A 24401-nucleotide genomic window follows, 5' to 3' on the forward strand; every position below is an offset into this window, starting at 1 on the left:
TGGAAGTGGATGTGCGGGGATCGGTGCCGCGCCGCTCGGGGAAGACCCAGGCGCGCAGGAGCAGGAAGCGCAGCACGGTGGCTGCGAGATTCGCGGTGATCAGGACGGCCAGCTCGGTGCCGTGTGCGGGGGGGGCGTGGCCGCTGTGAGGGCGGCGAGGGAGCCGCTGGTGAGGGCCAGGCCGATGCCGAACACCACCAGTCCCTGGGCCTGGTGGCGTACGGCCCGTTCCCTGCCGCGGACGCCGAAGGTGAGCCGGCGGTTGGCCGCCGTGTTGGCCACGGCGGAGAGCAGCAGGGCGACGCCGTTGGCGAGCTGCGGTCCGGCGCCGCCCCGGAAGGCGGAGTACAGCACCAGGTAGAGCAGCGTGGAGAGGGCTCCGACAGTGCAGAAGCCGATGAGCTGGCGGGCCAGTCCGCCGTCCACCCCGGGCACTGCGGTGCGGTCGCGCGGGTCGTCGCCGAAGGGGCGGGCGAGCCGGTCGAGCGGGAGTGCTCCGACGGCCAGCGCCCGGCCCACGCGCCAGACGCCCTTGAGATCCTCGTTGGCGGTCTTGACGATGTGCACGGTGGAGTCGGGGTCGTCGACCCAGTCCACGGGCACTTCGTGGATCCGCAGCCCGGCCCGCTCGGCGAGCACCAGCAGTTCGGTGTCGAAGAACCAGCCTGTGTCCTCCACCAGCGGCAGCAGCCGCTCGGCGACCTCGCGCCGGACGGCCTTGAAGCCGCACTGGGCATCGCTGAACCGGGCGGCGAGGGAGGACCGCAGCAGGAGGTTGTAGGCGCGGGAGACGACCTCCCGCTTTGCTCCCCGCACGACCCGCGAGGACCGGGCCAGGCGGGTGCCGATGGCGAGGTCGGAGTGGCCGGAGATCAGGGGGGCGACCAGCGGCAGCAGCGCATTCAGGTCGGTGGAGAGGTCCACGTCCATGTAGGCGAGGACGGGGGCGTCGGAACCGGACCAGACCGTACGCAGGGCCCTGCCCCGGCCCTTCTCCTCCAGGCGGGCGCTGCGTACGCAGTCCAGCGCCGCGGCGAGCCCGGCCGCGACCTCGGGGGTGCGGTCGGTGCTCGCGTTGTCGGCGACCGTGATCCGGAAGGAATAGGGGAAGGACCGTGTCAGGTGTTCGTGCAGCCGGCGCACGCACGGCCCGAGGTCCTTCTCCTCGTTGAAGACCGGGATCACCACGTCGAGGACGGGCTCGCCGGGTACGGGCGCGAGGGGCGCCCGTACCGGAAGGGCCCCGGGAGGGGTGTCGGTTGGCATCCTCCGACCCTCGTGGAGCCGCCTGTCACCTCAGTGTGCTGCGCCTGTGGCCCGTCTGTGAGTCCGGATCTGCCGTTCCGGGGCCCCGGCGAGCGGCAGAACGACCTCGAAGCGAGTTCGCCCCGGCTCGCTCTGCACGCCGACGCTCCCGCCGTGGGCGGTGACCACGGCCTGGACGATGGCCAGGCCGAGCCCCGTGGAACCGGCGGCACGGGAACGGGAGGCGTCACCGCGGGCGAAGCGCTCGAAGACGTGGGGGAGCAGTTCGGGCGCGATACCGGGGCCGTCGTCCTCGACGCGCAGCCGGACGGTGGATGTTTCACGTGAAACATGGGCGGTGATGGTGGTGCCGGGCGGCGTGTGCGTACGGGCGTTGCCGAGCAGGTTGACCAGCACCTGCTGGATGCGGGCCGCGTCGGCACGTACGGGGGCGGGCTCCTCGGGCAGGCTCAGACGCCAGTGGTGCTCGGGCCCGGCGGCGCGGGCGTCACTGACGGCGTCGACCACGAGCGGGGCGAGGTCGGTGTCGGTGTCGGCTGCTGACAGCGGACGGCCGGCGTCGAGCCGGGCCAGCAGGAGCAGGTCCTCGACCAGGCCGGTCATCCTGGTGGCCTCGGATTCGATCCGCCCCAGGGCGTGCCGGGTGTCGGGGCCTGGTTCCTCACGGCCCCGGCGGGTGAGTTCGGCGTAGCCGCGGATGGAGGCGAGCGGCGTGCGCAGCTCATGACTGGCGTCGGCGACGAACTGCCGTACGCGCATCTCACTCTGCTGGCGTGCTGTGAGGGCGGAGGAGACATGGCCGAGCATCCGGTTGATGGCGGCGCCGACCTGGCCCACCTCGGTGCGGGGGTCGGCCTCGGCGTCCGGGACCCGTTCGTGGAGGGCGGGCTCGCCCTTGTGCAGGGGGAGTTCGGAGACCCGCGTGGCGGTGGCGGCGACCCGGCGCAGCGGGCGCAGGGCGACCCCGACCAGCGCCTGCCCGGCGAGCGAGGCAGCGATCAGCCCGGCGAGGGTCACGCACACCTCGACCCCGACCAGGGTGCGCACCGTGGAGTCGACCTCGTGGAGCGGGAAGGCGAGGACGAGGCCCCGGTCGGGGGATACGCGTACCCGGTAGCTTCCGAGGCCCGGCAGGTCCGCGCCCACCGCCCGCCCGGGCGAGGCCTGTGCGGCCTCCAGGGCGGCCCGGGTGAGGGCCGTGGTCTGGGATCCGGTGAGGGCCGGCGGCACCTGGTCGGGCGACCATCCCTCGCCGCGGGTGTTGCGGGCGCTCCCGAGGACCGCTCCGCCGGGGTCCAGGCGGATCCCCGCGGCGTCCAGCGGGCTGCCGGGGGGCATGGGGAAGCCCGTGCCGCTCTCCCGGGCCGCTTTCCCGCCGGGTACCCGGGCGGCCATCTTCATGGACGTGCCCAGCCGCTCGTCGAGCTGGGTGACCAGGTACGAGCGCAGCGCGAGGGTGGTGACGGTTCCGATGGCCGTACCCACCACGGCGATCAGGGCCACCGCCGAGACGACGAGCCGGGTCCGCAGCGACCAGGGCCGGCGCCCGCCCGGTCGCCGGCGCCCGCGCGGTGTCACTACTCGGCCGGCTTGATCAGGTAGCCGGCGCCGCGCCGTGTGTGGATCATCGACGGCAGGCCGAGGCCGCTCTCCAGTTTGCGGCGCAGGTAGGAGATGTAGAGCTCGACCACATTGGCCTGGCCGCCGAAGTCGTAGGACCAGACCCGGTCCAGGATCTGCGCCTTGCTCAGCACGCGCCGCGGGTTGCGCATCAGGTAGCGCAGCAGTTCGAACTCGGTGGCGGTGAGGTGGACCTCCCGGCCGTCCCGCACCACCTCGTGGCTGTCCTCGTCGAGGCGCAGGTCCCCGACCGTGAGGACCGAGCCCCCGCGCGCCGCCTGTGCCGCGCCCGAACGCCGTACCAGGCCGCGCAGCCGGGCCACGACCTCCTCCAGGCTGAAGGGCTTGGTGACGTAGTCGTCGCCGCCCGCGGTGAGGCCGGCGATCCGGTCCTCCACGGAGTCCTTGGCGGTCAGGAACAGGACGGGGACCTGGGGGATCTCCCGGCGCAGCTGCCCGAGAACGGCCAGGCCGTCCATGTCGGGGAGCATGACGTCGAGGACCACCACGTCCGGGCGGAAGCGGCGCGCGGCCCGCAACGCCCCGGCCCCGTCGCCGGCGCTGCGGACCTCGCAGCCTTCGTAGCGCAGGGCCATGGACAGCAGCTCGGAGAGCGAGGCCTCGTCGTCGACGACGAGCACCCGGCAGGGCCCGCCGTCAGGCCGTACCAGGGCCGTGTGGTTGCTGGTGGACGTGGACGCATGGGAGGTGGTCGCCGCAGTCATACGGATACGCTCCCCGGTGCCTCTGAGAGCGTTCTTGCCCCAACCTGTGAATTTCCTGAGAAAGGGTCGGTCAGCCGTCGAGGCCGAACAGCCGGGCGCCGTTGTCGTGGCAGACCGCCCTCAGCCAGTCGTCTCCCAGGCCCAGCCGTTCCAGGGCGACCAGTTGGTGCTCGTAGGGGTAGGGGATGTTCGGGAAATCGGTCCCCAGCAGGATCCGGTCGCCGAGGTCCGCGAGCCGTCCGAGGTCACCGGACGGGTATCCGCTCAGCCGTTCGGAGAAGTCGGTGAAGGCCATGGTCGTGTCGAGACGCACCGCGGTGTGGCGGTCGGCGAGGTCGAGGAAGTCCGTGTACTCGGGCATGCCCATGTGGGCGATGATCAACGGCAGCCGCGGATGGCGGGCCAGCAGCCGGGCGATCGGGGCGGGACCGGTGTACTTGCCGGGGGCCGGCCCGGAACCGCAGTGGATCACGGTGGGGACGCCGGCCTCGGCCAGCAGCCCCCAGACGGGGTCGAGCAGGTCGTCGTTCGGGTCGTAGCCGCCGACCTGGAGGTGTGCCTTGAAGATCCGGGCCCCGGAGGTGACGGCCTGGCGGACGTACGCGGCCACGCCCTCCTCCGGGTAGAAGGTCGCGGTGTGCAGGCAGTCGGGGGTGCGGGCCGCGAAATCGGCGGACCAGGTATTGAGCCAGGCGGCCATCTCCGCTTTGTGCGGGTAGAGCATGGAGGTGAAGGCCCGGACCCCGAACTCCCGCAGGAGCGCGACGCGCTGCTCCTCCTCGTGGCGGTAGGTGATGGGCCACTCGACGCCGGTCAGCGGACCGACCGCGTCGAAGTAGTCCCACACCTTCTCCAGAACGCGCTCGGGCATGAAGTGCGTATGGACGTCGACCAGTCCGGGCAGCCCGAGCCGCTCCCGGAAGGCGCGCACCGCATCAGTCGTTGCGGACAAAGCCGTGGCTCCGCTCGACGGTGCCGACGTGCAGGGTGTAGCTCTCGTACCAGTCGGCGCGGCCCTTCTTCATGGCCGCCTGGTGCTCCATGTCCTCACGCCACGCCGTGAGGGCTTCGTGGTCCCGGAAGTAGGCGACGGTGATGCCCAGGCCGCCGGGATTGCGCGCGGACTCGTAGCCGAGGTACCCGGGGATCGCCTGGACGATCTCCTCCATCCGGTCGTTGCGCTCGTCGAACCCGGTGTCGTCCGCAGTGCGGATGCTGGTGAAAACGGCCATGACGTAGGGCGGTTCAAGGGCCGCCACCGGCTGAGTGGTCATGCCCTCCACCCTCGGTGGAGGGCCCCCGGGATGTCCACCCGAATCGGCCCCGGACGGCCAAAGGGATCCAAAGTTTGACCTGGCACACAGGGCACCCCTGATTTCCGTGGACCGTCATGATCCCTCGCGGTCGCCGCCGTCCGCAACGTCAGAACAGCCCGTCCTGTTCGGCGGAAGGGACGGCCGCGGACGGGATCTGCGCCACCGGCACCGAGGTCACCGCCGCCCCCTCGCCCGGAGCGGCCAGCTCCCAGCCGGCCAGCAGCCGGGTGTCGACCACGAGCCCGTCCTCGAAGTGCAGGTCGGGCCCGGCGGCGCCGACCAGCCGCCCCGCGACGGCCCTGTCGGGCGCCATCTCCGCGACCACCCGGTCCGGAGCCGGCAGCCCCGCCCAACCGTCCATCCCGAACACCGCCGCGTGGTCGGTGACTTCACACCCCAGCCGCTCCAGGGACTCCGGCCACCCGGCCAGCGCCGCCGCCCGGCCATGCACCTCGGCCACCTCCCGCGCCCGCTCCGCCGCATCCGGCAGGTGCGCCCGTACGGCGCGCTTACGGGCGTACGCGATCCGGTCGGGCACCCCGAGCGCCGCCCGCAACAGCTCCTCGGTGCGCCGGGTCGCCATCAGCGGCCCACGCCCCAGCCAGGTCCACGACATCGCCCCCTGCTCCAGCAGCCGGGCGGAGCCGCGCTCCTCGGCGGTGATCCCGACCTTGACCATGCCGGGCCCGAACCAGGCCAGATAGACCCGGTAGGTCCGCGGATCGGCGGCGTTGGTGTCGGCCGCCACGGAGAACGACCGGTCGAGGCGGGCGCACTCGGGGCACTGCGCACTCCCTCCGCGGCCGGGCACGGTGGCGGAGGCGGGGCAGGCCGTCCGCTTCCCGGCCCTCCGGACGCCGAGGCAGTGCCGCTCCCCGCGTGCGACGAAGGCCAGCCGCTGCCCGTACGCCAGTGCGCTGCACCGCTCGCCGCGCCCTTGGCCGTACCACCCGATGACGGGGACGGAGCCCTTCCACCGGATCCCGGTGCACCACCAGGTCACAGCGGCAGCGGCCGCTCGAAGAAGGTGTCCAGGACGACGGTTGCATGGGTACCGCTGACGCCGTTGATGGCGTAGAGACGACGCAGGACGTCCTGCAGCTGCTCGGTCGAGGCCGTGCGCACCTTCACCAGCACCGACGCGCTGCCCGCGATGATGTGCGCCTCCTGGATCTCCGGGATGGCGGCGAAGTCGTCTGCGGACTCGCCCATCCACGCGTTGGAGTCGACCATCACGTAGGCGAGGACCCCGCTGCCGACAGCGGCCGGGTCGACGTCGACGGTGGTCCGCCGGATCACCCCGCGCTCGCGCAGCTTGCGTACGCGCTCGTGGGTGGCCCCGGCCGAAAGCCCGACGGCCGTACCGAGAGCCGCGTAGGACTGCCCGGCATCCTGCTGCAGGCGCAGGACGAGCGCCCGGTCGATGTCGTCCACGCAATCTTCCTCTCATGGGCCTGAGAACCCTTGCGAAGACGGTACCTGATCCTGCAATCTCACCATCGGACCGAACAAAATTCGGTAATCTTCGCTCAGGGGGAATCATGTCTGCCATAGCCGACCTCACCTTGTACGAGATCCTGGATGAGCGCTTCAAGACCGGCCGCTGCGCCAACGGCGACGCCCGGTTGGAGCGGCTCTACGACGACTGCCGCTGGGCGGAAGGCCCGCTGTACCTGCCGGCCTGGCGGCAACTGGTGTGGAGCGACATCCCCAACGACCGGATGCTGCGCTGGGACGAGGCGACCGGGGCGGTCTCCGTCTTCCGCTCACCCGCCGGCCACTCCAACGGCAACACCCTCGACCGCCAAGGCCGTCTGATCTCCTGTGAACAGGGCAACCGCCGCGTGACCAGGACCGAACCCGACGGCAGCATCACCGTGATCGCCGACCGTTTCGACGGCAAGCGGCTCAACAGCCCGAACGACGCGGTGGTCCGCTCGGACGGCTCCATCTGGTTCTCCGACCCGGACTTCGGCATCACCAACGACTACGAGGGGCACCGCGCGCCCAGCGAGATCGGAGCCTGCAACCTCTACCGGGCCGACCCCTCGACCGGAGACGTGCGCCTGGCCGCCGACGGCTTCCTCGGCCCCAACGGCCTCGTCTTCTCCCCCGACGAGAGCGAGCTGTACGCGGCGGACACCCGGGCGGGCCACATCCGCGCCTTCAAGGTCGCCGACGGCGGCACCCTCGCCGGCGACCGGGTCTTCACGACCTGCCCCGGCGTCGACAACATCCGCTTCGACGACGAGGGCCGGCTCTGGGCGGCCGCGATGGAGAACGGCGTCCAGTGCTACGCCGCGGACGGCACTCTCATCGGCCGCCTGCGCGTCCCCGAACCCGTCTCGAACATCGCCTTCGGCGGCCCCAAGAACAACCGCCTCTTCATCACCGCCACCACCTCCCTCTACTCCCTGGTGATGTCGGTGACCGGCCTCCCCCGCGTCCTCTGAGACCGGCCGGACGTCCGGCTACCGGGCGACGAACTGCGTCAGGATCGCCTGCACCTCGTAGATGTCGACGCCCTTGGTGAAGGTCTTCTCGATCGGCGTCGAGCTGCCGGATATCCAGATCTTCAGCTCGGCGTCGAGATCGAAGTGGCCCGCGGTCTCCACGGAGAAGTGCGTGATGCTCCGGTACGGGACGGAGTGGTACTCCACCTTCTTGCCCGTGATCCCCTGCTTGTCGACGAGCACCAGCCGCCGGTCGGTGAACAGGATCGTGTCCCGGATCAGCAGGAAGGCGGCGTGCACCTGCTCCCCCTGCCCCAGCAGCCGTGCGTAGTCCCGCTGCGCCGACACGGGGTCGACGGTGTGCGCATTCCCGAACAGTCCCATGAGGGCCCCCGTTTTCCAGCGTCGGACGATCTTCAAGAACCGTACCGACGCCGCCGGGTGGCCGGCGTCCCCCGCCAGAGCCATCCCGTCCCTGACATCTTCCGGGGGACCTCTCCCCAACAAGGAGGAGATCCCGCCCGGAACATCCGGGACATACGCCAGAGGCCCCGGACTTTCGTCCGGGGCCTCTGGCTCGCTGTGCACTCGGCAGGATTCGAACCTGCAACCTTCTGATCCGTAGTCAGATGCTCTATCCGTTAAGCTACGAGTGCTTGGGCTTCCCGGGGTTTTTCGCCCCGTTGGCCTTGCGAGAACAACAATACATGGAGCTCGCCGGGACGCGAAATCCATTACCCACACCCACCCTGACCTGCGGAAACACTCCGGATGAAGATCGTCCGCAAGGGTTCGCGCAATGGTTGGGCCGAGCCGGAACGCCCTGTCCGCCACGCAAGCCCGGGCCGGCGCGCACGTCCTGGAACGCCCGGAACGCATCGAAGCCCCGGTCCTGATGGACCGGGGCTTCGATGAACTGCGGAGGCGGAGGGATTTGAACCCTCGATGGGTGGTAAGACCCAAACCGCATTAGCAGTGCGGCGCCATAGACCGGACTAGGCGACGCCTCCAGCACACCCCCGCGTACGAGGGTGCGTGCAGATGATGACACAGGCGCAGGGCCCCTCACCAATCCGCTCCCACGGTACTAGGCGGAACGGGCCGAGGGCAAAGCCTTAAAGGACCGCCGCACGCAACATCGGCGCGCTCGCGTCGTTGGTCAGGCGTATGACGTACGGACGACCTGGAGTGCCCCATGCTGCGTCTCGCCGCCTTCGCCGTCACCTCGGCCCTGGCCACCGCGGCCGCCGGGCCGCTGCCCCCTCTGCCCCTGGGACAGCTGCTGGCCCCGCCCGACCGGCTGACCATGACCATGACCGACACCGGCAACCGCCAGCTGGACCGGGAGTACAAGCTCGAATGCGGCCCCGTCGGCGGTGACCACCCCGAGGCGGAGGGCGCCTGCGCGCGGCTGGACCGCTTCGCCGAGGAGGGGCGCAACCCCTTCGCCCCCGTACCCCCGGACCAGATCTGCACCAAGCAGTACGGGGGGCCCGCTACCGCGCGCGTCACCGGAACATGGAACGGACACAGGGTGAACGCCACCTTCCGCAGGACGGACGGATGCGAAATCAAGCGCTGGGACGAGTTGGAACCTCTGCTTCCGAGTGGGCGTTCCTGACCTGGGACGATGCCCGGAAGGGGAGTCGCCGGCCCCACATCGGCCACCCCGCCGCGAGCCTGTGGCCTTAGACTCCTCCCGTGACTTGCCGGTAGTCGTTGGTCAGGGAGGAAGCTCGTCGTGAGCAGCAGGCCATCCCGAGGCGCTGCTCGCCTCGCAGCAATACTCGACGCCCTTCCGGACGCGCTGTTGCTCGTCAACGCCAACGGCACGGTCGTCAACGCCAATTCGATCGCCCTCGAGGTCATGGAGAGCCCCGGCACCGGGCTCGTCGGCCGGGGCGTGCTCGACCTCCTGCCCGAGTTCGACTCCAAGCTGATCCCCGGCTCCATGCGCCGGCCAGGCGAGGACGAAGGCGGCCGGACCAAGCCCAAGCGGATGGTCGCCCGCCGCACCGACGGGTCGGAGTTCCCCGTCGAGGTCACCAGCGCCCACCTCGACGGCCGCGACGCCTACCGCGAGCCGCAACCCTCATACACCGGTGACGAGCTGCTGATGCTCGTGGTCCGTGACCTCTCGCAGACCGTCGACACCGAGGCCGAGCTGGCCCGCTCCCAGCGGCAGACCGAGATGATCCTGCGCGCCGCCGCCGAGGGCGTCGTGGGCACCGACACCGACGGACGGGTGGTGCTCGTCAACCCGGCGGCCGCCCAGATCCTCGGCTACCGCGCCACCGACCTCGGCAACCGCGAACTCCACGGCCTGGTCCAGCACTCCCGCGCCGACGGCTCGCCCTTCCCCTTCGAGGAGTCCCCGCTCGCCGACACCCTGCGCAGCGGGCGCAAGCACCGCGTACGCGGGCAGGTGCTGTGGAACAAGGCCGGGCAGCCGGTCGCCGTCGACCTGACCACCTCTCCCGTACGGGACGGGGAGCAGCTCGTGGGCGCCGTCATGACCTTCACGGACCGCCGGCCCTACGACGCCCTCGCAGCGCGGCACGCGCAGCTGCTCGCCGTCCTCGGGGACTCGCTTCGCGGCCCGCTGGACGAGCTGCGCGGCGAGCTGGCGACCCTGGCCGCCGACGACGCCGGACAGCTGTGGCCCGAGGCCAACCAGCTGCTGCACCACCTGGCCGCCGGCTACGCGCGGATGACCACCCTGGTGGACAACGTGCTCGGCTTCCAGCGCCTGGACGCCGGCCGCGAGAAGCTCGCCAAGAAAAAGGTCCTGATCAACGGCGTGGTCACGGCCGGCGTCGACGGCGCGGTCGAGCTGATCGGGCCCGGTCGCGCGCAGTTCGCCGTCCACGCGCCGACCATCGAGGCCGAGGTGGACGCCGAGCGGATCTCGACCGCCCTCGCACACCTGGTCGCGGACGTCGCCGGCGTGGACGCCACCGGCAAGACCCGTCAGGGCAGCGGGTACAGCGACTCGACGATCGTGGTGGCCGCCGCGCAGCGAGGCGATGTCGTACGGATCGAGGTGCGCGGCCCCTACGAGGGCGGCAGCCCGGTCCACGAGCCGATCGTCCGGGGCATCGTCGCCGCGCACGGCGGCGTGCTGCAGACGGTGGAGGTTCCGGGCGCGCCCGGCGGCGCGTACGTGCTGGAACTGCCGCTCGGCTCGGGTGCCGGGACGGTGACCCTGCCCGAGTCGGCGGAGGCGCCCCCGGCCGGCACCGGCCCGGACGGCGCCGGGACGGAATCGGGCGCCGCTCCCGGCAAGGTCTCCGGCGGCCGGCGGGGCCGGCGCGGAGTGGACGCCTTCCTGGAGGATGAGATCGCAGGGCCCGAGGCCGCGCAGGCCGGCCAAGGCGGGGGCGCACTGGCGCTGCCGTCGGGCCGGCGGCGGGCGGGCGAGGCCGGCCCGCCCGCGGGGCCCGAGCTCGCCCAGTCCCCGGTGAACCCGGCGGGCCTCGGAACCGGCCGCAGGCGCGGCCGGGCCGGTGACGACAACGGCGGCGGTGCCGAGGGCCAGGGCGGCGCCGGTCGCCCCGCGCAGCCGCAGGGCACCGCGATGCCCGCGCTCCCGCCCGTGCCCACGGTGCCCCCGGTGCCGGTGGCCGAGCACCCGGCCGGCCGACGGCGGGCGCTGGGTCCGGCCGGTCCGCCGCAGCCCGGCGGTCCCGTACCGGCGACGGGGCTCGGTCCGACGCCCGCTCCGGCGCGGCCCATCGCCCCGGAGGGCGGCTTCGCGCTGCCGGCCGGTCCGGCCCCCGCTCCTTCCGCTCCGTCGGCCCCCGCGGGCCCCGCCGCAGCCGTCCCCGCGGGCCCCGGTGCAGTCGCCCCCGCGGGCGAGGCCGGACCCGACGCCGAGGCACCGGCCGGGCGGCGTGGCCGCCGGGCGCTGGGCGCCCCCGGAGCGGAGCCCGAGGCGCCGGCCGCACCGTCCGACGCTCCCGCCGAGAACCCCACCGGGCGGCGGCGCGCGCTGGCCGGCGCCCCCGCGTGGCCGGTTCCGGCTGCCCGTACCTCTTCCGAGGGCGACGGGGCCACCGGCCACGTCGCGGTCCCCGGAGCACGCCAGTCGCAGGACGTGCCCGCGCAGGGGCAGGCCGCACAGCCGATCAGTGTGCGCGCTCTGGGCACCCTCGGCCAGGGCATCGCCGTCGACCCCTCCGCCGCGGCCCCCGCTGCGGCTTCCGGGTCCGGCCGACGCCGCCGACTCGCCGAGCCCAGCCCGCAGGGCCGAGCCTTCGCCATAGGCGCCCCCGAGGCGGGCGCCGACGAGGGTCCCGAGCCGCTGGACGGCCCGGGCGGTGCGGTCGAGGTGGTCAACCGGCCCGTGCCGCAGCCCGTGGACGACGAACTCCCGCCGGAGCCCCTGGACAACCCGCGCCGGCTCCTGGTGTGGCCGGCGCCCGACGTGCAGACGCAGCAGGCGCTCAGCGACCGCGGCTACCGCCCGGTGGTCGTGCACTCCCGCGAGGAAGTGGACGCGCAGATCGCCGCGTTCCCCGCCGCGCTGTTCGTCGACCCGCTGACCGGGCCGATCACCCGGACCGCCCTGCAGTCGCTGCGACAGGCCGCCGTGGCCGCAGAGGTACCCGTACTGGTCACGGCCGGGCTGGGGCACGCCACGCGCGAAGCGGCGTACGGAGCCGATCCGGCCGTGCTGCTCAAGGCGCTGGCTCCGCGCGACAGCGAGCAGCACCCCTCCCGTGTCCTGCTGATCGAGGAGCACGACGAGATCGCGACCGCGCTGACCGCGGCCCTGGAGCGGCGCGGCATGCAGGTCGCCCGGGCCGGTGCGGACACCGACGCGGTGGAGCTGGCGACGCGGATGCGGCCGAACCTGGTGGTCATGGACCTGATGCAGGTGCGCCGCCGGCGGGCCGGGATTGTGGACTGGCTGCGGGCGAACGGGCAGCTGAACCGGACCCCGCTGGTCGTCTACACGGCGACCGGCATCGATCCGGCCGAACTGCCGCGCCTGGCCTCGGGCGAGAGCGTGCTCTTCCTCGCGGAGCGGGCCACCACGACGGACGTCCAGGGCCGCATCGTGGACCTGCTGGCCAAGATCGGCACCAACTAGCGATCCTGGACCGATGGCCATCACCCACACGACCGAGCACACCGTCCCCGCCGACAACGGGGAGGTGAACCTGCTCATCGCGCGACAGGTGGAGCCGGGGCACGAGGAGGCGTTCGAGGCCTGGGCCCACGGGATCCTGGAGACGGCCGCCGGATTTCCGGACCACCTGGGCTACGGGCTCTTCCGGCCGGCGACGGAGGGCGGTCCGTGGTTCCTGGTCCACCGCTTCCGCAACCAGGCCGCCTTCCAGCGCTGGCAGGACTCCCCGGAGCGGGCGCAGTGGTTCTCCAACTGCCTGGGCCACCACCACACGGAGATAGCCCGGCGGGAACTGCACGGCATGGAGACCTGGTTCGCCCAGCCGGGTACGACCCGTCCCGCGCCGCCGCGGTGGAAGATGGCGATCAGCTCGGGGCTGGCCATCTTCCCGATCTCGCTCGTCGGCAACGCGGTGCTCGGGCCGTACCTGGTGGACCTGCACTTCGTACTGCGGACGGCCGCCTTCGCCGTCGTGTTCAGCACGCTGATGACCTACGTGGCCATGCCCGCCGTCAGCAGGCTGCTGCGGCCATGGCTCACGCGGGGTTAGGCCCCTTCGGGGCCCGGGGCGTCAGGCGAGCTTGGTGACGTCCAGTGCGCCGTCCGCGTACTGCTGGCGGATCACCTTCTTGTCGAACTTGCCGACGCTGGTCTTCGGCACGGCCTCGATGATCGTCCAGCGCTCCGGCAGCTGCCACTTGGCGATCGACTGCGAGAGGAACTCGCGCAGCGCCGTGTAGTCCACGGTCGCGCCCTCCTTGAGGACGACCGTCGCCAGCGGCCGCTCGCCCCACTTCTCGTCGGGTACGGCGACCACCGCGGCCTCGGCGACCTCGGGGTGCGCCATCAGCGCATTCTCCAGCTCGACGCTGGAGATCCACTCGCCGCCGGACTTGATGACGTCCTTGGCGCGGTCGGTGAGGGTGAGGTAGCCGTCGGGGCTGATGACGCCGACGTCCCCGGTCTTGAGCCAGCCGTCGGCGCTGAACTTGTCCTCGGGCTTGAAGGGTTCGCCGGCCGCACCGCCGTAGTAGGCGCTCGCGATCCAGTTGCCGCGTACCTCGAGCTCACCGGCCGACGCCCCGTCCCAGGGCAGAAGGTCGCCGCCGGGACCGACGAGACGGGCTTCGACGCCCGCGGGGAAGCGGCCCTGCGTGATCCGGTAGGGCCACTCCTCCTCGGCGCTCAGACCGGCCGGCGGGTGCGCCATCGTGCCCAGCGGGGAGGTCTCCGTCATGCCCCAGGCGTGGCAGACGCGGACCCCGAGCTTGTCGTAGGCCTCCATCAGGGAGGGCGGACAGGCCGCGCCGCCGATGGTGACCTGCTTCATCGATGTCAGGTCACGCGGGTTGGCGGTGACCTCGGCCAGCAGCCCCTGCCAGATGGTGGGGACGGCCGCGGCGTGCGAGGGCTTCTCCCGCTCGATCATCTCGGCGAGCGGGGCGGGCTGGAGGAAGCGGTCCGGCATCAGCATGTTGATGCCGGTCATGAAGGTGGCGTGCGGCAGGCCCCAGGCGTTCACGTGGAACTGCGGAACGACCACGAGAGTGGTGTCCTTGTCGGTCAGCCCCATCGACTCGGCCATATTGACCTGCATGGAGTGCAGGTAGAGCGAGCGGTGGGAGTAGACGACGCCCTTCGGGTCCCCGGTCGTGCCGGAGGTGTAGCACATCGCGGCCGCCTGGCGCTCGTCCAGCTCGGGCCAGTCGTAGCTGTCGGAGCGGCCTTCGAGGAGCTCCTCGTACTCGTGCACGCGCACGTTCAGGCCGTCGAGCACGGAGCGGTCGCCCATACCGGTCACGACGACGTGCTCGATGGTGGGCAGGTGCGGCAGCAGGGGTGCGAGCAGCGGCAGCAACGTGCCGTTGACCAGGACGACCCGGTCGGCGGCGTGGTTGACGATGAAGACCAGCTGCTCCGGGGGGAGCCGCAGGTTCAGCGTGTGCAGGACGGCGCCCATGGAGGGGATCGCGAAGTACGCCTCGACATGCTCGGCGTTGTTCCACATGAGGGTCGCGACCCGGTCGTCCTGCTGCACTCCGAGCTCGTCGCGCAGGGCGCCGGCGAGGCGGGTGGCCCGGACGCCGATCTCGGCGAAACTCCGGCGGTGCGGCTCTGCCTCCCCGGTCCAGGTCGTGACCTGGGACTTCCCGTGGATCGTCATCCCGTGACGAAGTATGCGGGTGACGAGGAGCGGTACGTCCTGCATGGTGCTGAGCAAAGCGTCCTCCCGGTGAGCGCTGCGGCGCTGCGGCGGCTACGGATGCTGCCGATTCTGCGCACGTACCGGTCGGTCTGTCACTACCCGGGGGTAGAACCCGCTCGTGTTTCACGTGAAACATCCCCTTGTTTCACGTGAAACATCGCCTGTCTCAACGGACCGGGGCGAGCTCCGGGTCCTCACGGAGCTTGCCCAGCGCGCGGGAGACGGCGCTCTTGACCGTGCCGACCGAGACCCCCAACAGCTCGGCGGTCTGCACCTCGCTCAAGTCCTCGTAGTAGCGCAGGACGACCATGGCACGCTGCCGGTCGGGCAGCCGGGTCACCGCACGCCACATCGCGTCGCGCAGCGCCTGCGCCTCGGCGGGGTCGGAGGAGGGAGCCGGCTCGGTCTCCGGGAGCTCGTCGCACACGAACTCGTCGACCTTGCGCTTGCGCCACTGGGAGGTACGGGTGTTGACCAGGGTCCGCCGGACGTAGCCGTCCAGTGCGCGGTGGTCCTCGATACGGTCCCAAGCCACGTACGTCTTCGCGAGGGCGGTCTGGAGCAGGTCCTCCGCATCACACGGGTTGGCGGTGAGGGAGCGCGCGGTGCGCAGTAGGACGGTGCCGCGGGTCCGGACGTACGCCGAGAACGACGGGTACGGCGTCGGGGTCGAGGCGAGCGTGCAAACAGGCGGGGTCATGTCTCCACGCTAGGAGCGCCCGCCACCCCTGGAATCGCCCGTAGGTGCCGATGGGGGATCCATCTCAGGTTGTAGGAGTAGGGCCATCCCCACCCCCTGAAGGTGGAGGGGCGGGGCCGGCACGGACCGGGGTCTCAGCCGTCGGCGCCGAGGATCAGCCCGGACGTCGGCACTCCCGTGCCGGCCGTGACGAGTGCGTGCGAGGCTCCCGCCACCTGGTTGACAGAGGTGCCGCGCAGCTGGCGGACGGCCTCGGCGATGCCGTTCATGCCGTGCAGGTACGCCTCGCCGAGCTGGCCGCCGTGGGTGTTGAGCGCAAGCGCGTCCGCGGCCACGAAGTCGGCGGCCTCGCCCGGCTTGCAGAAGCCGAACTCCTCCAGCTGCATCAGCACGAAGGGGGTGAAGTGGTCGTAGAGGATGCCGACGTCGATGTCGGAGGGTCGCAGCCCGCTGGTGCGCCACAGCTGGCGCGCGACCACGTCCATCTCCGGGAGGCCGGTCAGGTCGTCGCGGTAGAAGGAGGTCATGCCCTCCTGGCGGCGTCCGGCGCCTTGCGCTGCCGCGGTGATCACGGCGGGGGCGTGCCGCAGGGCGCGGGCCCGTTCGGTCGTGGTGACGACGAGGGCCTGGCCACCGTCGGTCTCCTGGCAGCAATCCAGCAGCCGCAGCGGTTCGACGATCCAGCGTGAGGCGGCGTGGTCGGCGAGGGTGACCGGCTTGCCGTGGAAGTAAGCGGCCGGGTTGTTCGCGGCGTGCCGCCGGTCGGTGACCGCGACGTGCCCGAAGGCTTCGGGAGTGAGGTGGTAGGTGTGCAGGTAGCGCTGGGCGGCCATGGCCACCCAGGAGGCAGGGGTCAGCAGCCCCCAGGGCAGCGACCAGCCCAGTGCCGCGCCCTCTGCCGAGGGCTCGCGCTGCTGGACGCCGGAGCCGAAGCGTCGTCCGGAGCGCTCGTTGAACGCGCGGTAGCAGACCACGACCTCCGCGACCCCGGTGGCGACGGCGAGGGCGGCCTGCTGGACGGTGGCGCAGGCCGCGCCCCCGCCGTAGTGGATGCGGGAGAAGAAGGACAGCTCCCCGATGCCCGCCGCCTGCGCGACGGTGATCTCGGGGCTGGTGTCCATGGTGAAGGTGACCATGCCGTCGACATCGGCCGGGGTGAGCCCGGCGTCGTCGAGGGCCGCGTGCACGGCTTCGACGGCGAGCTTGAGCTCGCTGCGGCCGGAGTCCTTGGAGAACTCGGTAGCGCCGATGCCGGCGATCGCGGCCCGGCCGCCGAGCTGGTCCCGGGTGCGGACGCTCATTCCGCCACCTCCGCGGTGGCCGTTCCCGACACGTGCTGGCCGATGCCGTTGGTTCCGACGACGCGGATCTCGACGGTGTTGCCGAACACGGCGGTGACGGTGCCCGTGAGGGTCATGGTGTCCCCCGGGTAATTGGGGACGCCGAGGCGGATGGCCACCTTGCGCAACACGGCCCGCGAACCGAGGTGGTCGGTGATGTAACGGCCGACCAGTCCGTTGGTGGTCAGGATGTTCATGAAGATGTCCGGGGAGCCCTTCTCCCGCGCGAGCGCCGTGTCGTGGTGCACGTCCTGGTAGTCGCGGGAGGCGATCGCGCCCGCGACGATCAGGGTGCGGGTGACCGCGATCTCCAGCGGCGGCAGGGTGTCGCCGACGTTCATGCCTGTTCTCCCTCGGCTATCGAAGCTCCCAGCTCGGCCAGCAGCTCGCTGCCGCAGCCCAGGTAGGCGTCCAGCTGTCGTCCCCACAGGAAGTGCCGGTGCACCGGGTGGTCCAGGTCGGCGCCCATGCCGCCGTGCAGGTGCTGGCCCGCGTGCACGACCCGCTTGCCCGCCTCCGAGGCCCACCAGGCGGCCGTCAGCGCGTGCTCGTGCGCCGCGAGCCCCTGGTCGATGCGCCAGGCGGCCTCGTACGTGGTGACCCGGATCGCCTCGGTGTCCATGTGGGCGTCTGCCGCGCGCAGCATGACCCCCTGGTTGGTGGAGAGCGGCCGGCCGAACTGCTGGCGGGTGGCGGTGTACTCCACGGCGCGGGCGAGCGAGCCCGCGCAGACGCCCGCCTGGAGCCCGGCGAAGGCGGTGCGCGCGGCGGCGAGGGTGTGCTCGTAAGCCTCGTCGGACCCGATGGGTTCGGCCTCGGCCCCGCTCAGGACCAGCCGGCCGGCCGACCAGGGGGCGGTGGTCTCGACGGGGGACGTCCGTACGCCGGGCGCGTCGGTCCGTACGAGCCACAGCGCCCGCTCGGCATCCGGGACCAGTACGTGCGTGGCGTCGCGCAGCCAGGGGACGGTGGGGGCGGTGCCGGTGAGCCGGCCGCCCTCGGCGGTGATCCGGCCGCGGGCCGGGAAGGCTCCGGTGGCCACCGCGTCCCCGCTGCCGAGTGCGGGCAGCAGGCGGGCGCGTTGCTCCGCACTGCCGTGGGCGGCCACGGGGAGGATCCCGTACGCGCACGTGGCGGCGTAGGGAACCTGTGCGGTGGTGCGGCCCTGTTCCTCCAGCAGCAGGACCAGTCCGAGCAGGCCGATCTCCTCGACGGCCGCGGTCAGTCCGGCGGCGGTGAGGGCCTTCCAAAGTTCAACGTCACTGCCGGTGCCGGCGGCGGCGAGGCGTTCGTGGGTGGCGAGGTCGGAGAAGATCCGGGCGGCGAGGCCGGCCGCGGCGGCCTGTTCCTCGGTGGGGTGGAAGTCCATCAGCCCTCGCTCCCGCGGAAGACGGGGAGTTCGAGGTCGTCGTCCACGCGCAGGAACTCCAGTTGCACGGGCAGGCCGATGCGCACTTTGTCGTACGGGACACCGGTGATGTTGCTGATCATGCGGACCCCTTCGGCGAGCTCGACGAGCGCGACCGCGTAGGGCGGATCGAAGGCCGGGAACGGCGGGTGGTGCATGACGACGTAGCTGAACACGGTGCCGGTGCCGGAGGCCTCGACCGTGTCCCATCCAGGGCTGGCGCAGGCGTTGCAGCCGGGGAGCCAGGGGAAGCGGAGGGTGGCGCAGGAGGTACAGCGCTGGATCAGCAGTCTGTGGTCCCGGACCCCGTCCCAGAACCCCTGGTTGTCGCGGTTGACCACGGGGCGCGGGCGTCGCGCGGCGGTCTTCGGGCGGGGCTCGGGCTCCTTGGCCGGCCTTCCGGCAGGTGCGTACTTGAGGATCCGGAAGCGGTGGGTGCCGGCGGGCTGCCCGCCCGCTCGGACGTCCATCCGGGTCGTCACGAAGTGGCCGGTGCCCAGCTTGGTCGTCTTGCGCGGCGACACGGACTCGATGACGGCGTCGAAGGTGATCGTGTCGCCGGGACGCAGCGGACGGAGGTACTCCTGCTCGCAGTCGGTGGCGACGACGGAGGTGAAGCCGGCACCGTCGAGGAGCCCGAAGAGCTCGTCGTAGGCGGAGGAGCGGTCGGAGTGACCGGAGAGCCCGCCCATGGTCCAGGCCTGGAGCATGGTGGGGGGAGCGATCGCGTCCGGCCCGGAGTAGGCGGGGTTGGTGTCGCCCATCGCCTCGCACCAGTGGCGGATCATCGGTTCGTTGACCGCGTCCTTGCCCCGGCCGGCGGTGGCGGCCGGCTGCCCCTCGAAGGCCGCGAGCAGCGCGTGGAACCGGGCCGCCTCCTCGGCTGTGCCGGGTGCGTCCGCCGTCATCGCTTCCTCCCCTTCATGCCGAGCCGCATCATGGCGACGATCTCCCGCTGGACCTCGCTCACCCCGCCGCCGAAGGTGTTGATCTGCGCGGCCCGGTTCATCCGCTCGAGCTCGCCGCCCGCGAAGGCCGCGGGCCCCCGTACGAGCGCCTCCTCACCCACCACCTCCTGGCACATGCGGTACACCTCGACGGCGGACTCGGTGCCGAGGAACTTCACGCCGCTGGCGTCGCCGGGGGCCAGGCTGCCGCTGCCCACGTCCTGGACGAGGCGCCAGTTGAGGAGGCGTACGGCGGCCAGCCGGGCATGGGCCTCGGCGAGGCGGGACCGTACCCAGGGCAGGTCGGCGGGGCGCTCTCCGGTGACCAAGTCCGGGGTGCGGGCGTGCCGGAGCGCGTGCTCGTAGAAGTCCTCGGCCTGCATGCCGATGGCGGCGAGGGCCACGCGCTCGTGGTTCAGCTGGTTGGTGATCAGTCCCCAGCCGCCGTGCTCGGGGCCGACGAGGTTTCCGGCCGGCACCCGGACGGAGTCGTAGTACGTCGCCGTGGTCGTGAGCCCGCCGACGGTGTCGATCGGGGTCCACGAGAAACCGGGGTCGTCGGTGGGGACGAGGATGATCGAGATGCCCTTGTGCTTCGGGGCCCCGGGGTCGGTCCGGCAGGCCAGCCAGATCCAGTCCGCGTTCTGGGCGTTGGAGGTGAAGATCTTCTGTCCGTCGACCAGCCAGTCGGCTCCGTCGCGGACCGCCCGGGTGCGCAGTGAGGCGAGGTCGGTGCCGGCTTCGGGCTCCGAGTAGCCGATGGCGAAGACGATCTCGCCCGCGAGGATCCGGGGGAGGAAGTAGTCCTTCTGCTCCCGCGTCCCGTACTTCATCAGGGTGGGGCCGACCGTGTTGAGCGTGACCATGGACACGGGGGCGCCGGCCCGGTAGGCCTCGTCGAAGAAGACGAACTGCTCGTCTGCGCCGCGGCCCTGCCCGCCGTACTCGACGGGCCAGCCGAGGCCCAGCCGTCCGTCGGCGCCGATGCGGCGCAGAAGTGCGCGCTGGCGGGCCGGATCCTCGGGGACCCCGTCGGGCAGCAGTTCCTTGAAGTACGCGCGCAGTTCGGCACGGAGCCGCGACTGGCCTTCGGACGGGGCGAGGTGCACGGCGCAGGCCTCCCGGCATCGCATCATCGAGGTAACTGACTGTCCGTCAGATTCACCTGTGGTGTCAAGGCCGAGCGGGGCGGGGGAGCCGGGCCTGCGCGAGGGCGCCCGCGCTACCTGACCCAGCCGGTCCGGTCGCACGGGCGCCTTCAAGATTCGGAGCGACTGATGCCTCTGTTACCAGCAACGGCGGAAGTTGACCGCGACGTTCGAGTTGGACTGGTGGAGCGCCGTGAAGGCCGAGCCGTTGACCTCCGCGGTGTTGTTCTGGTCGGAGGCACCGGAGCCGGTGGCCACCTGCCACGAGGTGAACGAGTTGCCGTTGTTCTCGCCACCCACGCCGCTGCCGATGATGCGGCCGACAACGGCTCTTTCGCGTTTCCACTGTGCTGACGAGGGAGCGTTCCACCAAACCGCCGCACCCGGACATGCCGAAAAGGGCCGCGCCGTCCGGGAACCCCACCGTCTCCCGGGCCTGCGGCCCTGCAATGCCAAGCTTCACGCCCCCGGCACGCTCCCCGGCGCACGCCGGGGTGATCCATCCGTGCCCCGCTACGGGGACACCGCGCGGCGCGATCCGCGGTCACGACCGACCGGGCTCCAGCGCCTGCCTGCGCTCCTGCTTCTGCGTGCTGTGCTTCCGTCTGTCTGTGGTCCTGGTCCTGCTGACGTACCTGTGCTGCCGACATGCCTGTGCTGCTGACGTAGCTGTGATCCTGCCTGCCGTCCTGCCTTCGGTCCTGCCTTCGGTCCTGCTTCGTGCGGACTTGCTCGTACGGGACTACGCGGCGAGCGCCAGCGCCTCGCGGGCGGCGGGTTCCGCGGTGGGAGTCAGGACGCGGGCGGCGGGTTCTCCGACAGGGGCCAGGATGCGGGCGGCGGTTCCCGGGGCGGCACCCATGGCTGCGGCGGTGGTCGAGCGGCGGACACCGGGGGTCTTGCCGTGGGCCTCGGCCCGGATGCGCTGCTTCAGCGTCGGCGGGAGCGAACCGCCCCGCATCATCTCCCGCCAGCTCCGCGGGGCCGTGACGACCGGCCGGCGCACGGGGGCGGTGACGGTTGCCGCGGCGGCGCCACCGACGGTGAATGCGGCGGCCGGAGCCGTCTTGCCGCCGAAGCCGAGGGCGGAGAGGACGGCCACGAGGGCGGCGAGGACGGAGGTCCAGATCGACGTGAGGATGGTGCGGTCAGTCATGACGGAGGGCCTCGATTCACGATGTTCCAACGGGCGGATCTGAATACATTCGTCATGATGTGGGGGCAACCGCACTGCGTTCATCACACGCGCCGATCTTCCGACAAACACCACTCGGAAGAACCAATGCGGCTTTTCGCCCGCTCCCCCAACCCCTTGCGGCCAGACCTTCGGGGCCGTCTCGCACCAGGCCTGGCCTGCGCCGTTGCCCCGGCACACCGGCAGCCGGCCCGCAATCCGAGATTCCCCCCGCACGCCTTACGGCAGACGGGACGACTGCCACGCCGGCCAAGGAGGGGCAGATGGCGGGGTTCTTCGGCTGCCTGTATTACGCGGCGAGGCGGCTTGCGAGATCGCCGCGCTGCGCAAGGCCGACTGCCGGAGACGGGACGGGGGCGAACTCGTTCTCGGCGGTAGTCACCCCGAGGTCGGCGCCGGGTGGACTGATGACGGGCAGTCCTTCGACCAGCGCGCCCTGAGCAGTTCGGAGTGGACGCCGCCGGCCGGTCCCCCGGTGTACTGCGAACCCAGAACCGGAACAGGACCGTCAGGTGTGCCCGGCCCGATGGGCCACGTCCACCGGTCCGACCCCCAAGCCTCCGGCACCGTGTGCCGGACATGGGGGATACGTGGCGCGGTGTCCCCGGCGTGCCTGCCGTGCACGGCTCCGACCAGGTACGCAGGGCCGAGCAGGATGAGTAGGCGTACCCAGGTGGCGGTCCTCGGCAGCTTCGAGACTGGGTGCAGGTCGAACGAAGCGGAACGTGGAATCGGAACGGGGAACGCCATGGTGCGGCGCTGGTCGAAGGCTGAAATGTGGGTGCCTGGCGCGTACCTGGCACTGGTGGTCGCGATGCTGGTCTACGTCGCGGTCGGCAGCCGGATCGGGGACATCGGGTTCTTCGGAGTCTGGCCGATCCTGGCCACGGCGCCGGTCAGCCTCTTGCTGCTGGGCGCCTTCGGACCCGCGGTGGACGCCCTGGACTCGGCCCCGCCCATGGATCCCCATCCCCAGTACGGCTCTGAGCCGCCCACGAAGCTGCCCACGGACTACCCCTCGGAGTCGGACCCGCTCCCCGCAGACTGGGTACCGGACACATCCGTGGCCGCTGAGCCCTCGATGTGGGACGGACTCGGCTTCTACGTTCCGGTCCTGGTCGGCGCTCTGGTCAACGCCGCGGCGATCTGGGCCCTGCTCCGCTATGTGGCACGGCGGCGCGACGCCAGGAGTGCGCAGGCCTAACCATGATCCGGGCCCACAGACAGCCCATACTCGCTGGTCAAGTGAGGCCGGGTGAGCAGGGAGGGCGGGCACCCGGTTCGGGTACCCGCCCTCTGACCTGCTACTTCTCTGACCTGGCGGTGGGTGTGGGATTTGAACCCACGGTGACATCGCTGCCACGACGGTTTTCAAGACCGGTCGCGTGGGGAAACCCGCATCCCCCTTCACCTGGGCCTTTAGCTCCGGCGTTGGCCCCTCGTCCGTCATGCTGGCCAGAGGTTGGCCACAGCCGAGATCATTCGGCATACCCTCCGCCCATCAAGCCGCGAGCAGTCGAACTCCGTCGTGTGACCGGACGTGCGGCACCGTGCCATCCAAGGCGTCTGCCACGCGTACGGCGAAGACTTCCTTCATCGACTGCTCCACCTCGTCAGGGGTGAGCCAGCGGACCGCCGTCGATTCGTCGGACAGCTGCTCCTGCCCACCGATAGGTCGGCAGCGGAAGACCAGGGCGATCACGCCAAGGGCGAGGTTCTTGTAGACCCCGGTGAGCCGCTCCACCTCGATGGCAATCCCGGTCTCTTCGGCGACCTCGCGCAGCACGCCTTCCTCAGGCCGCTCATCCCGTTCGAGGATGCCGCCCGGCGGCTCCCAAGCCCCGTTGTCGGCACGCCGGATCACGAGCACGCGTCCGTCATCCCGGATGACGATTCCGGCGACCGAGACGGAGTGCAACGGCCTCTCGGCGGTAGCGTTAGTCATATACATGAGTCTAGGAGAATCAGCAGCACATGCCTCTCTCGACAGCACGTGACGCAGGTCGCCCCCGCTACCTACAGATCGCGGACGACCTCAGCCAGCAGATTCAGGAAGCCCTCGGGGATCCTCAGGCCACGCTCCGCCCCGGAGCGAAGGTGCCGAGCGAGTCCGAACTCATGGATCGCTATTCGGTCGCGCAGGGAACCGTCCGCAAGGCCATGACTGAGCTGCGGGTTCGCGGCCTGGTCGACACGCACCACGGCCGCGGCTCGTTCGTCCGGAAGGCCCCGCCTGTGCAGCGGAAGTCCAGTGACCGCTTCCGTCGGTCGCACAGGAAGGCAGGGAAGGCGGCCTACCTGGCGGAGGCTGAGCAGACTGGAGCAAAGCCAAGCGTCCGGGTGCTCTTCGTCGGGCAGACCGACGCCCCTGACGAGGTGGCCACCCGTCTTGGGTTGCCGGCGGGCGCCAAGGTCCTCGCACGCCGTCGGCTCTACTACAGCGACGGCATCCCCACTGAGGAGGCAACGTCGTACCTGCCCTGGGACCTCGCCGAGAGCATCCCGCAGCTCAGGGAGGAGAACCCGGGGCCGGGAGGGATCTACGCCCGCCTCGAAGAGCAGGGGGATCTCTTGGTGGAGTTCCGGGAGACGGTGCGCGTCCGCCTCGCCACCAAGGAAGAGCAGTCCGCTCTGAGCTTGAGTCCAGGCGCACCCGTCATTCACCTCACTCGGGACGCTCAGATTGAGTCAGGTCGAGTGGTAGAGGTATGCGACACCCTCATGAGCGCTGACCAGTTTGTTCTGGAGTACCGCATCCCTGCTGCAGACTGACGACCCGCCACATTTGAGCCAGCCGGTTAGGCGAGTGGCGGCCATGCGGGTTGACTCCTGTACAGGAGTGCAGCACTCTCTTACTCTTAACTCCTGCACATGAGTAGTTGAGTGCAGGAGATGCGACCAGGAGCCCCGCGTCGGACGGGGGGAGGGATGCCGGACAGTCGT

At 71.3% G+C, this 24401-nt stretch carries 23 protein-coding genes, 2 tRNA genes and 1 pseudogene; 6 read left to right on the forward strand and 20 right to left on the reverse strand.

All coding sequences use genetic code 11. The features are described from left to right. Positions 1–13: 13 nt before the first annotated feature. The 7 genes and pseudogenes from AB0F82_RS17860 to AB0F82_RS17890 form a co-directional block, all read right to left on the reverse strand. Positions 14–1266: pseudogene (locus AB0F82_RS17860) on the reverse strand (glycosyltransferase); the annotation flags it as partial. A 30-nt stretch (positions 1267–1296) separates the two neighbouring features. Continuing rightward, positions 1297–2844, reverse strand: coding sequence for a sensor histidine kinase (locus AB0F82_RS17865; RefSeq protein WP_362628501.1), 1548 nt, complete (start codon positions 2842–2844; stop codon positions 1297–1299). After that, complete coding sequence (locus AB0F82_RS17870; RefSeq protein ID WP_356811053.1) at positions 2844–3611, reverse strand: response regulator transcription factor; 768 nt, start codon at positions 3609–3611, stop codon at positions 2844–2846. The genes AB0F82_RS17865 and AB0F82_RS17870 overlap by 1 nt, the downstream gene beginning before the upstream one ends. Positions 3612–3681: 70 nt before the next feature. Beyond that, positions 3682–4563, reverse strand: a complete 882-nt coding sequence (locus AB0F82_RS17875) for an amidohydrolase family protein (RefSeq protein WP_362628505.1) — start codon at positions 4561–4563, stop codon at positions 3682–3684. Continuing rightward, positions 4547–4885, reverse strand: coding sequence for an antibiotic biosynthesis monooxygenase family protein (locus AB0F82_RS17880; protein ID WP_362628508.1), 339 nt, complete (start codon positions 4883–4885; stop codon positions 4547–4549). The genes AB0F82_RS17875 and AB0F82_RS17880 overlap by 17 nt, the downstream gene beginning before the upstream one ends. A 148-nt stretch (positions 4886–5033) precedes the next feature. Next, positions 5034–5930, reverse strand: coding sequence for a DUF2797 domain-containing protein (locus AB0F82_RS17885; RefSeq protein WP_356811056.1), 897 nt, complete (start codon positions 5928–5930; stop codon positions 5034–5036). Beyond that, positions 5927–6361 (reverse strand): Lrp/AsnC family transcriptional regulator, encoded by a 435-nt coding sequence (locus tag AB0F82_RS17890; protein ID WP_362628511.1) that lies wholly within the window; start codon positions 6359–6361, stop codon positions 5927–5929. The genes AB0F82_RS17885 and AB0F82_RS17890 overlap by 4 nt, the downstream gene beginning before the upstream one ends. A 107-nt stretch (positions 6362–6468) precedes the next feature. Between AB0F82_RS17890 and AB0F82_RS17895 the strand changes: the two genes are divergently transcribed. Further along, positions 6469–7380, forward strand: coding sequence for an SMP-30/gluconolactonase/LRE family protein (locus AB0F82_RS17895; protein WP_362628514.1), 912 nt, complete (start codon positions 6469–6471; stop codon positions 7378–7380). An 18-nt stretch (positions 7381–7398) separates the two neighbouring features. Here AB0F82_RS17895 and AB0F82_RS17900 read toward each other — a convergent pair whose 3' ends face one another. The 3 genes from AB0F82_RS17900 to AB0F82_RS17910 form a co-directional block, all read right to left on the reverse strand. Then, positions 7399–7764, reverse strand: a complete 366-nt coding sequence (locus AB0F82_RS17900; protein ID WP_030647142.1) for a PH domain-containing protein — start codon at positions 7762–7764, stop codon at positions 7399–7401. Positions 7765–7963: 199 nt separating this feature from the next. After that, positions 7964–8036, reverse strand: a tRNA-Arg gene (locus AB0F82_RS17905). A 263-nt stretch (positions 8037–8299) separates the two neighbouring features. Then, a tRNA-Ser gene (locus tag AB0F82_RS17910) sits at positions 8300–8390 on the reverse strand. A gap of 185 nt (positions 8391–8575) precedes the next feature. Here AB0F82_RS17910 and AB0F82_RS17915 point away from each other — a divergent pair. From AB0F82_RS17915 to AB0F82_RS17925, 3 genes are all read left to right on the forward strand, one after another. Continuing rightward, complete coding sequence (locus tag AB0F82_RS17915) at positions 8576–9001, forward strand: SSI family serine proteinase inhibitor (protein ID WP_362628516.1); 426 nt, start codon at positions 8576–8578, stop codon at positions 8999–9001. A 120-nt stretch (positions 9002–9121) separates the two neighbouring features. Then, on the forward strand, positions 9122–12475 hold the full coding sequence (locus AB0F82_RS17920; RefSeq protein ID WP_362628519.1) for a response regulator: 3354 nt from the start codon (positions 9122–9124) through the stop codon (positions 12473–12475). A gap of 13 nt (positions 12476–12488) precedes the next feature. Beyond that, positions 12489–13064 carry an antibiotic biosynthesis monooxygenase gene (locus tag AB0F82_RS17925; protein ID WP_356811075.1) on the forward strand — a complete coding sequence of 192 codons (576 nt, stop codon included), beginning with the start codon at positions 12489–12491 and terminating at the stop codon, positions 13062–13064. 21 nt (positions 13065–13085) lie between these two features. Here the strand turns inward: AB0F82_RS17925 and AB0F82_RS17930 are convergent, their stop codons facing one another. From AB0F82_RS17930 to AB0F82_RS17970, 9 genes are all read right to left on the reverse strand, one after another. Further along, entirely contained in the window at positions 13086–14735 is a 1650-nt protein-coding gene (locus AB0F82_RS17930) for a long-chain fatty acid--CoA ligase (protein ID WP_362628522.1), read from the reverse strand. Positions 14736–14886: 151 nt separating this feature from the next. Continuing rightward, positions 14887–15420 carry a SigE family RNA polymerase sigma factor gene (locus AB0F82_RS17935; protein WP_356811077.1) on the reverse strand — a complete coding sequence of 178 codons (534 nt, stop codon included), beginning with the start codon at positions 15418–15420 and terminating at the stop codon, positions 14887–14889. Between the two features lie 134 nt (positions 15421–15554). Then, positions 15555–16721: a lipid-transfer protein gene (locus tag AB0F82_RS17940; RefSeq protein WP_362628525.1), complete on the reverse strand. Its 1167-nt coding sequence runs from the start codon at positions 16719–16721 to the stop codon at positions 15555–15557. Beyond that, on the reverse strand, positions 16718–17101 hold the full coding sequence (locus tag AB0F82_RS17945) for a MaoC family dehydratase (protein WP_356811079.1): 384 nt from the start codon (positions 17099–17101) through the stop codon (positions 16718–16720). Before AB0F82_RS17945 ends, AB0F82_RS17940 begins: the two co-directional genes overlap by 4 nt. Further along, positions 17098–18129: an acyl-CoA dehydrogenase family protein gene (locus tag AB0F82_RS17950; RefSeq protein WP_362628527.1), complete on the reverse strand. Its 1032-nt coding sequence runs from the start codon at positions 18127–18129 to the stop codon at positions 17098–17100. The genes AB0F82_RS17945 and AB0F82_RS17950 overlap by 4 nt, the downstream gene beginning before the upstream one ends. Then, on the reverse strand, positions 18129–19076 hold the full coding sequence (locus AB0F82_RS17955) for a bifunctional MaoC family dehydratase N-terminal/OB-fold nucleic acid binding domain-containing protein (RefSeq protein WP_356811081.1): 948 nt from the start codon (positions 19074–19076) through the stop codon (positions 18129–18131). Before AB0F82_RS17955 ends, AB0F82_RS17950 begins: the two co-directional genes overlap by 1 nt. After that, positions 19073–20224 carry an acyl-CoA dehydrogenase family protein gene (locus tag AB0F82_RS17960; RefSeq protein WP_362628835.1) on the reverse strand — a complete coding sequence of 384 codons (1152 nt, stop codon included), beginning with the start codon at positions 20222–20224 and terminating at the stop codon, positions 19073–19075. Before AB0F82_RS17960 ends, AB0F82_RS17955 begins: the two co-directional genes overlap by 4 nt. A gap of 177 nt (positions 20225–20401) precedes the next feature. Continuing rightward, on the reverse strand, positions 20402–20713 hold the full coding sequence (locus AB0F82_RS17965; RefSeq protein WP_362628838.1) for a hypothetical protein: 312 nt from the start codon (positions 20711–20713) through the stop codon (positions 20402–20404). Positions 20714–21005: 292 nt separating this feature from the next. After that, complete coding sequence (locus AB0F82_RS17970; RefSeq protein WP_362628530.1) at positions 21006–21419, reverse strand: DUF6344 domain-containing protein; 414 nt, start codon at positions 21417–21419, stop codon at positions 21006–21008. Between the two features lie 820 nt (positions 21420–22239). Here AB0F82_RS17970 and AB0F82_RS17975 point away from each other — a divergent pair. Beyond that, positions 22240–22662, forward strand: a complete 423-nt coding sequence (locus AB0F82_RS17975) for an SCO4225 family membrane protein (protein WP_356811083.1) — start codon at positions 22240–22242, stop codon at positions 22660–22662. Positions 22663–22959: 297 nt separating this feature from the next. Here AB0F82_RS17975 and AB0F82_RS17980 read toward each other — a convergent pair whose 3' ends face one another. Continuing rightward, the gene (locus AB0F82_RS17980; protein WP_362628533.1) at positions 22960–23403 is read right to left on the reverse strand and encodes an NUDIX domain-containing protein; all 444 of its coding nucleotides are present in this window, start codon (positions 23401–23403) and stop codon (positions 22960–22962) included. Between the two features lie 29 nt (positions 23404–23432). On the opposite strand from AB0F82_RS17980, the gene AB0F82_RS17985 reads away from it, so the two are divergent. After that, the gene (locus AB0F82_RS17985) at positions 23433–24230 is read left to right on the forward strand and encodes a GntR family transcriptional regulator (protein WP_362628536.1); all 798 of its coding nucleotides are present in this window, start codon (positions 23433–23435) and stop codon (positions 24228–24230) included. The last annotated feature ends 171 nt before the right edge of the window (positions 24231–24401 follow it).

This window comes from Streptomyces virginiae (assembly GCF_040638905.1).
GTDB lineage: Bacteria > Actinomycetota > Actinomycetes > Streptomycetales > Streptomycetaceae > Streptomyces > Streptomyces virginiae_B.

Bases quoted from the DNA above. Each gene is read 5' to 3' on its own strand.
- AB0F82_RS17955 (WP_356811081.1), bottom strand. From the start codon at position 19,076: ATGACGGCGGACGCACCCGGCACAGCCGAGGAGGCGGCCCGGTTCCAC.
- AB0F82_RS17915 (WP_362628516.1), top strand. From the start codon at position 8,576: ATGCTGCGTCTCGCCGCCTTCGCCGTCACCTCGGCCCTGGCCACCGCG.
- AB0F82_RS17950 (WP_362628527.1), bottom strand. From the start codon at position 18,129: ATGGACTTCCACCCCACCGAGGAACAGGCCGCCGCGGCCGGCCTCGCC.
- AB0F82_RS17980 (WP_362628533.1), bottom strand. From the start codon at position 23,403: ATGACTAACGCTACCGCCGAGAGGCCGTTGCACTCCGTCTCGGTCGCC.
- AB0F82_RS17895 (WP_362628514.1), top strand. From the start codon at position 6,469: ATGTCTGCCATAGCCGACCTCACCTTGTACGAGATCCTGGATGAGCGC.
- AB0F82_RS17935 (WP_356811077.1), bottom strand. From the start codon at position 15,420: ATGACCCCGCCTGTTTGCACGCTCGCCTCGACCCCGACGCCGTACCCG.
- AB0F82_RS17900 (WP_030647142.1), bottom strand. From the start codon at position 7,764: ATGGGACTGTTCGGGAATGCGCACACCGTCGACCCCGTGTCGGCGCAG.
- AB0F82_RS17985 (WP_362628536.1), top strand. From the start codon at position 23,433: ATGCCTCTCTCGACAGCACGTGACGCAGGTCGCCCCCGCTACCTACAG.
- AB0F82_RS17880 (WP_362628508.1), bottom strand. From the start codon at position 4,885: ATGACCACTCAGCCGGTGGCGGCCCTTGAACCGCCCTACGTCATGGCC.
- AB0F82_RS17870 (WP_356811053.1), bottom strand. From the start codon at position 3,611: ATGACTGCGGCGACCACCTCCCATGCGTCCACGTCCACCAGCAACCAC.
- AB0F82_RS17925 (WP_356811075.1), top strand. From the start codon at position 12,489: ATGGCCATCACCCACACGACCGAGCACACCGTCCCCGCCGACAACGGG.
- AB0F82_RS17945 (WP_356811079.1), bottom strand. From the start codon at position 17,101: ATGAACGTCGGCGACACCCTGCCGCCGCTGGAGATCGCGGTCACCCGC.
- AB0F82_RS17940 (WP_362628525.1), bottom strand. From the start codon at position 16,721: ATGAGCGTCCGCACCCGGGACCAGCTCGGCGGCCGGGCCGCGATCGCC.
- AB0F82_RS17970 (WP_362628530.1), bottom strand. From the start codon at position 21,419: ATGACTGACCGCACCATCCTCACGTCGATCTGGACCTCCGTCCTCGCC.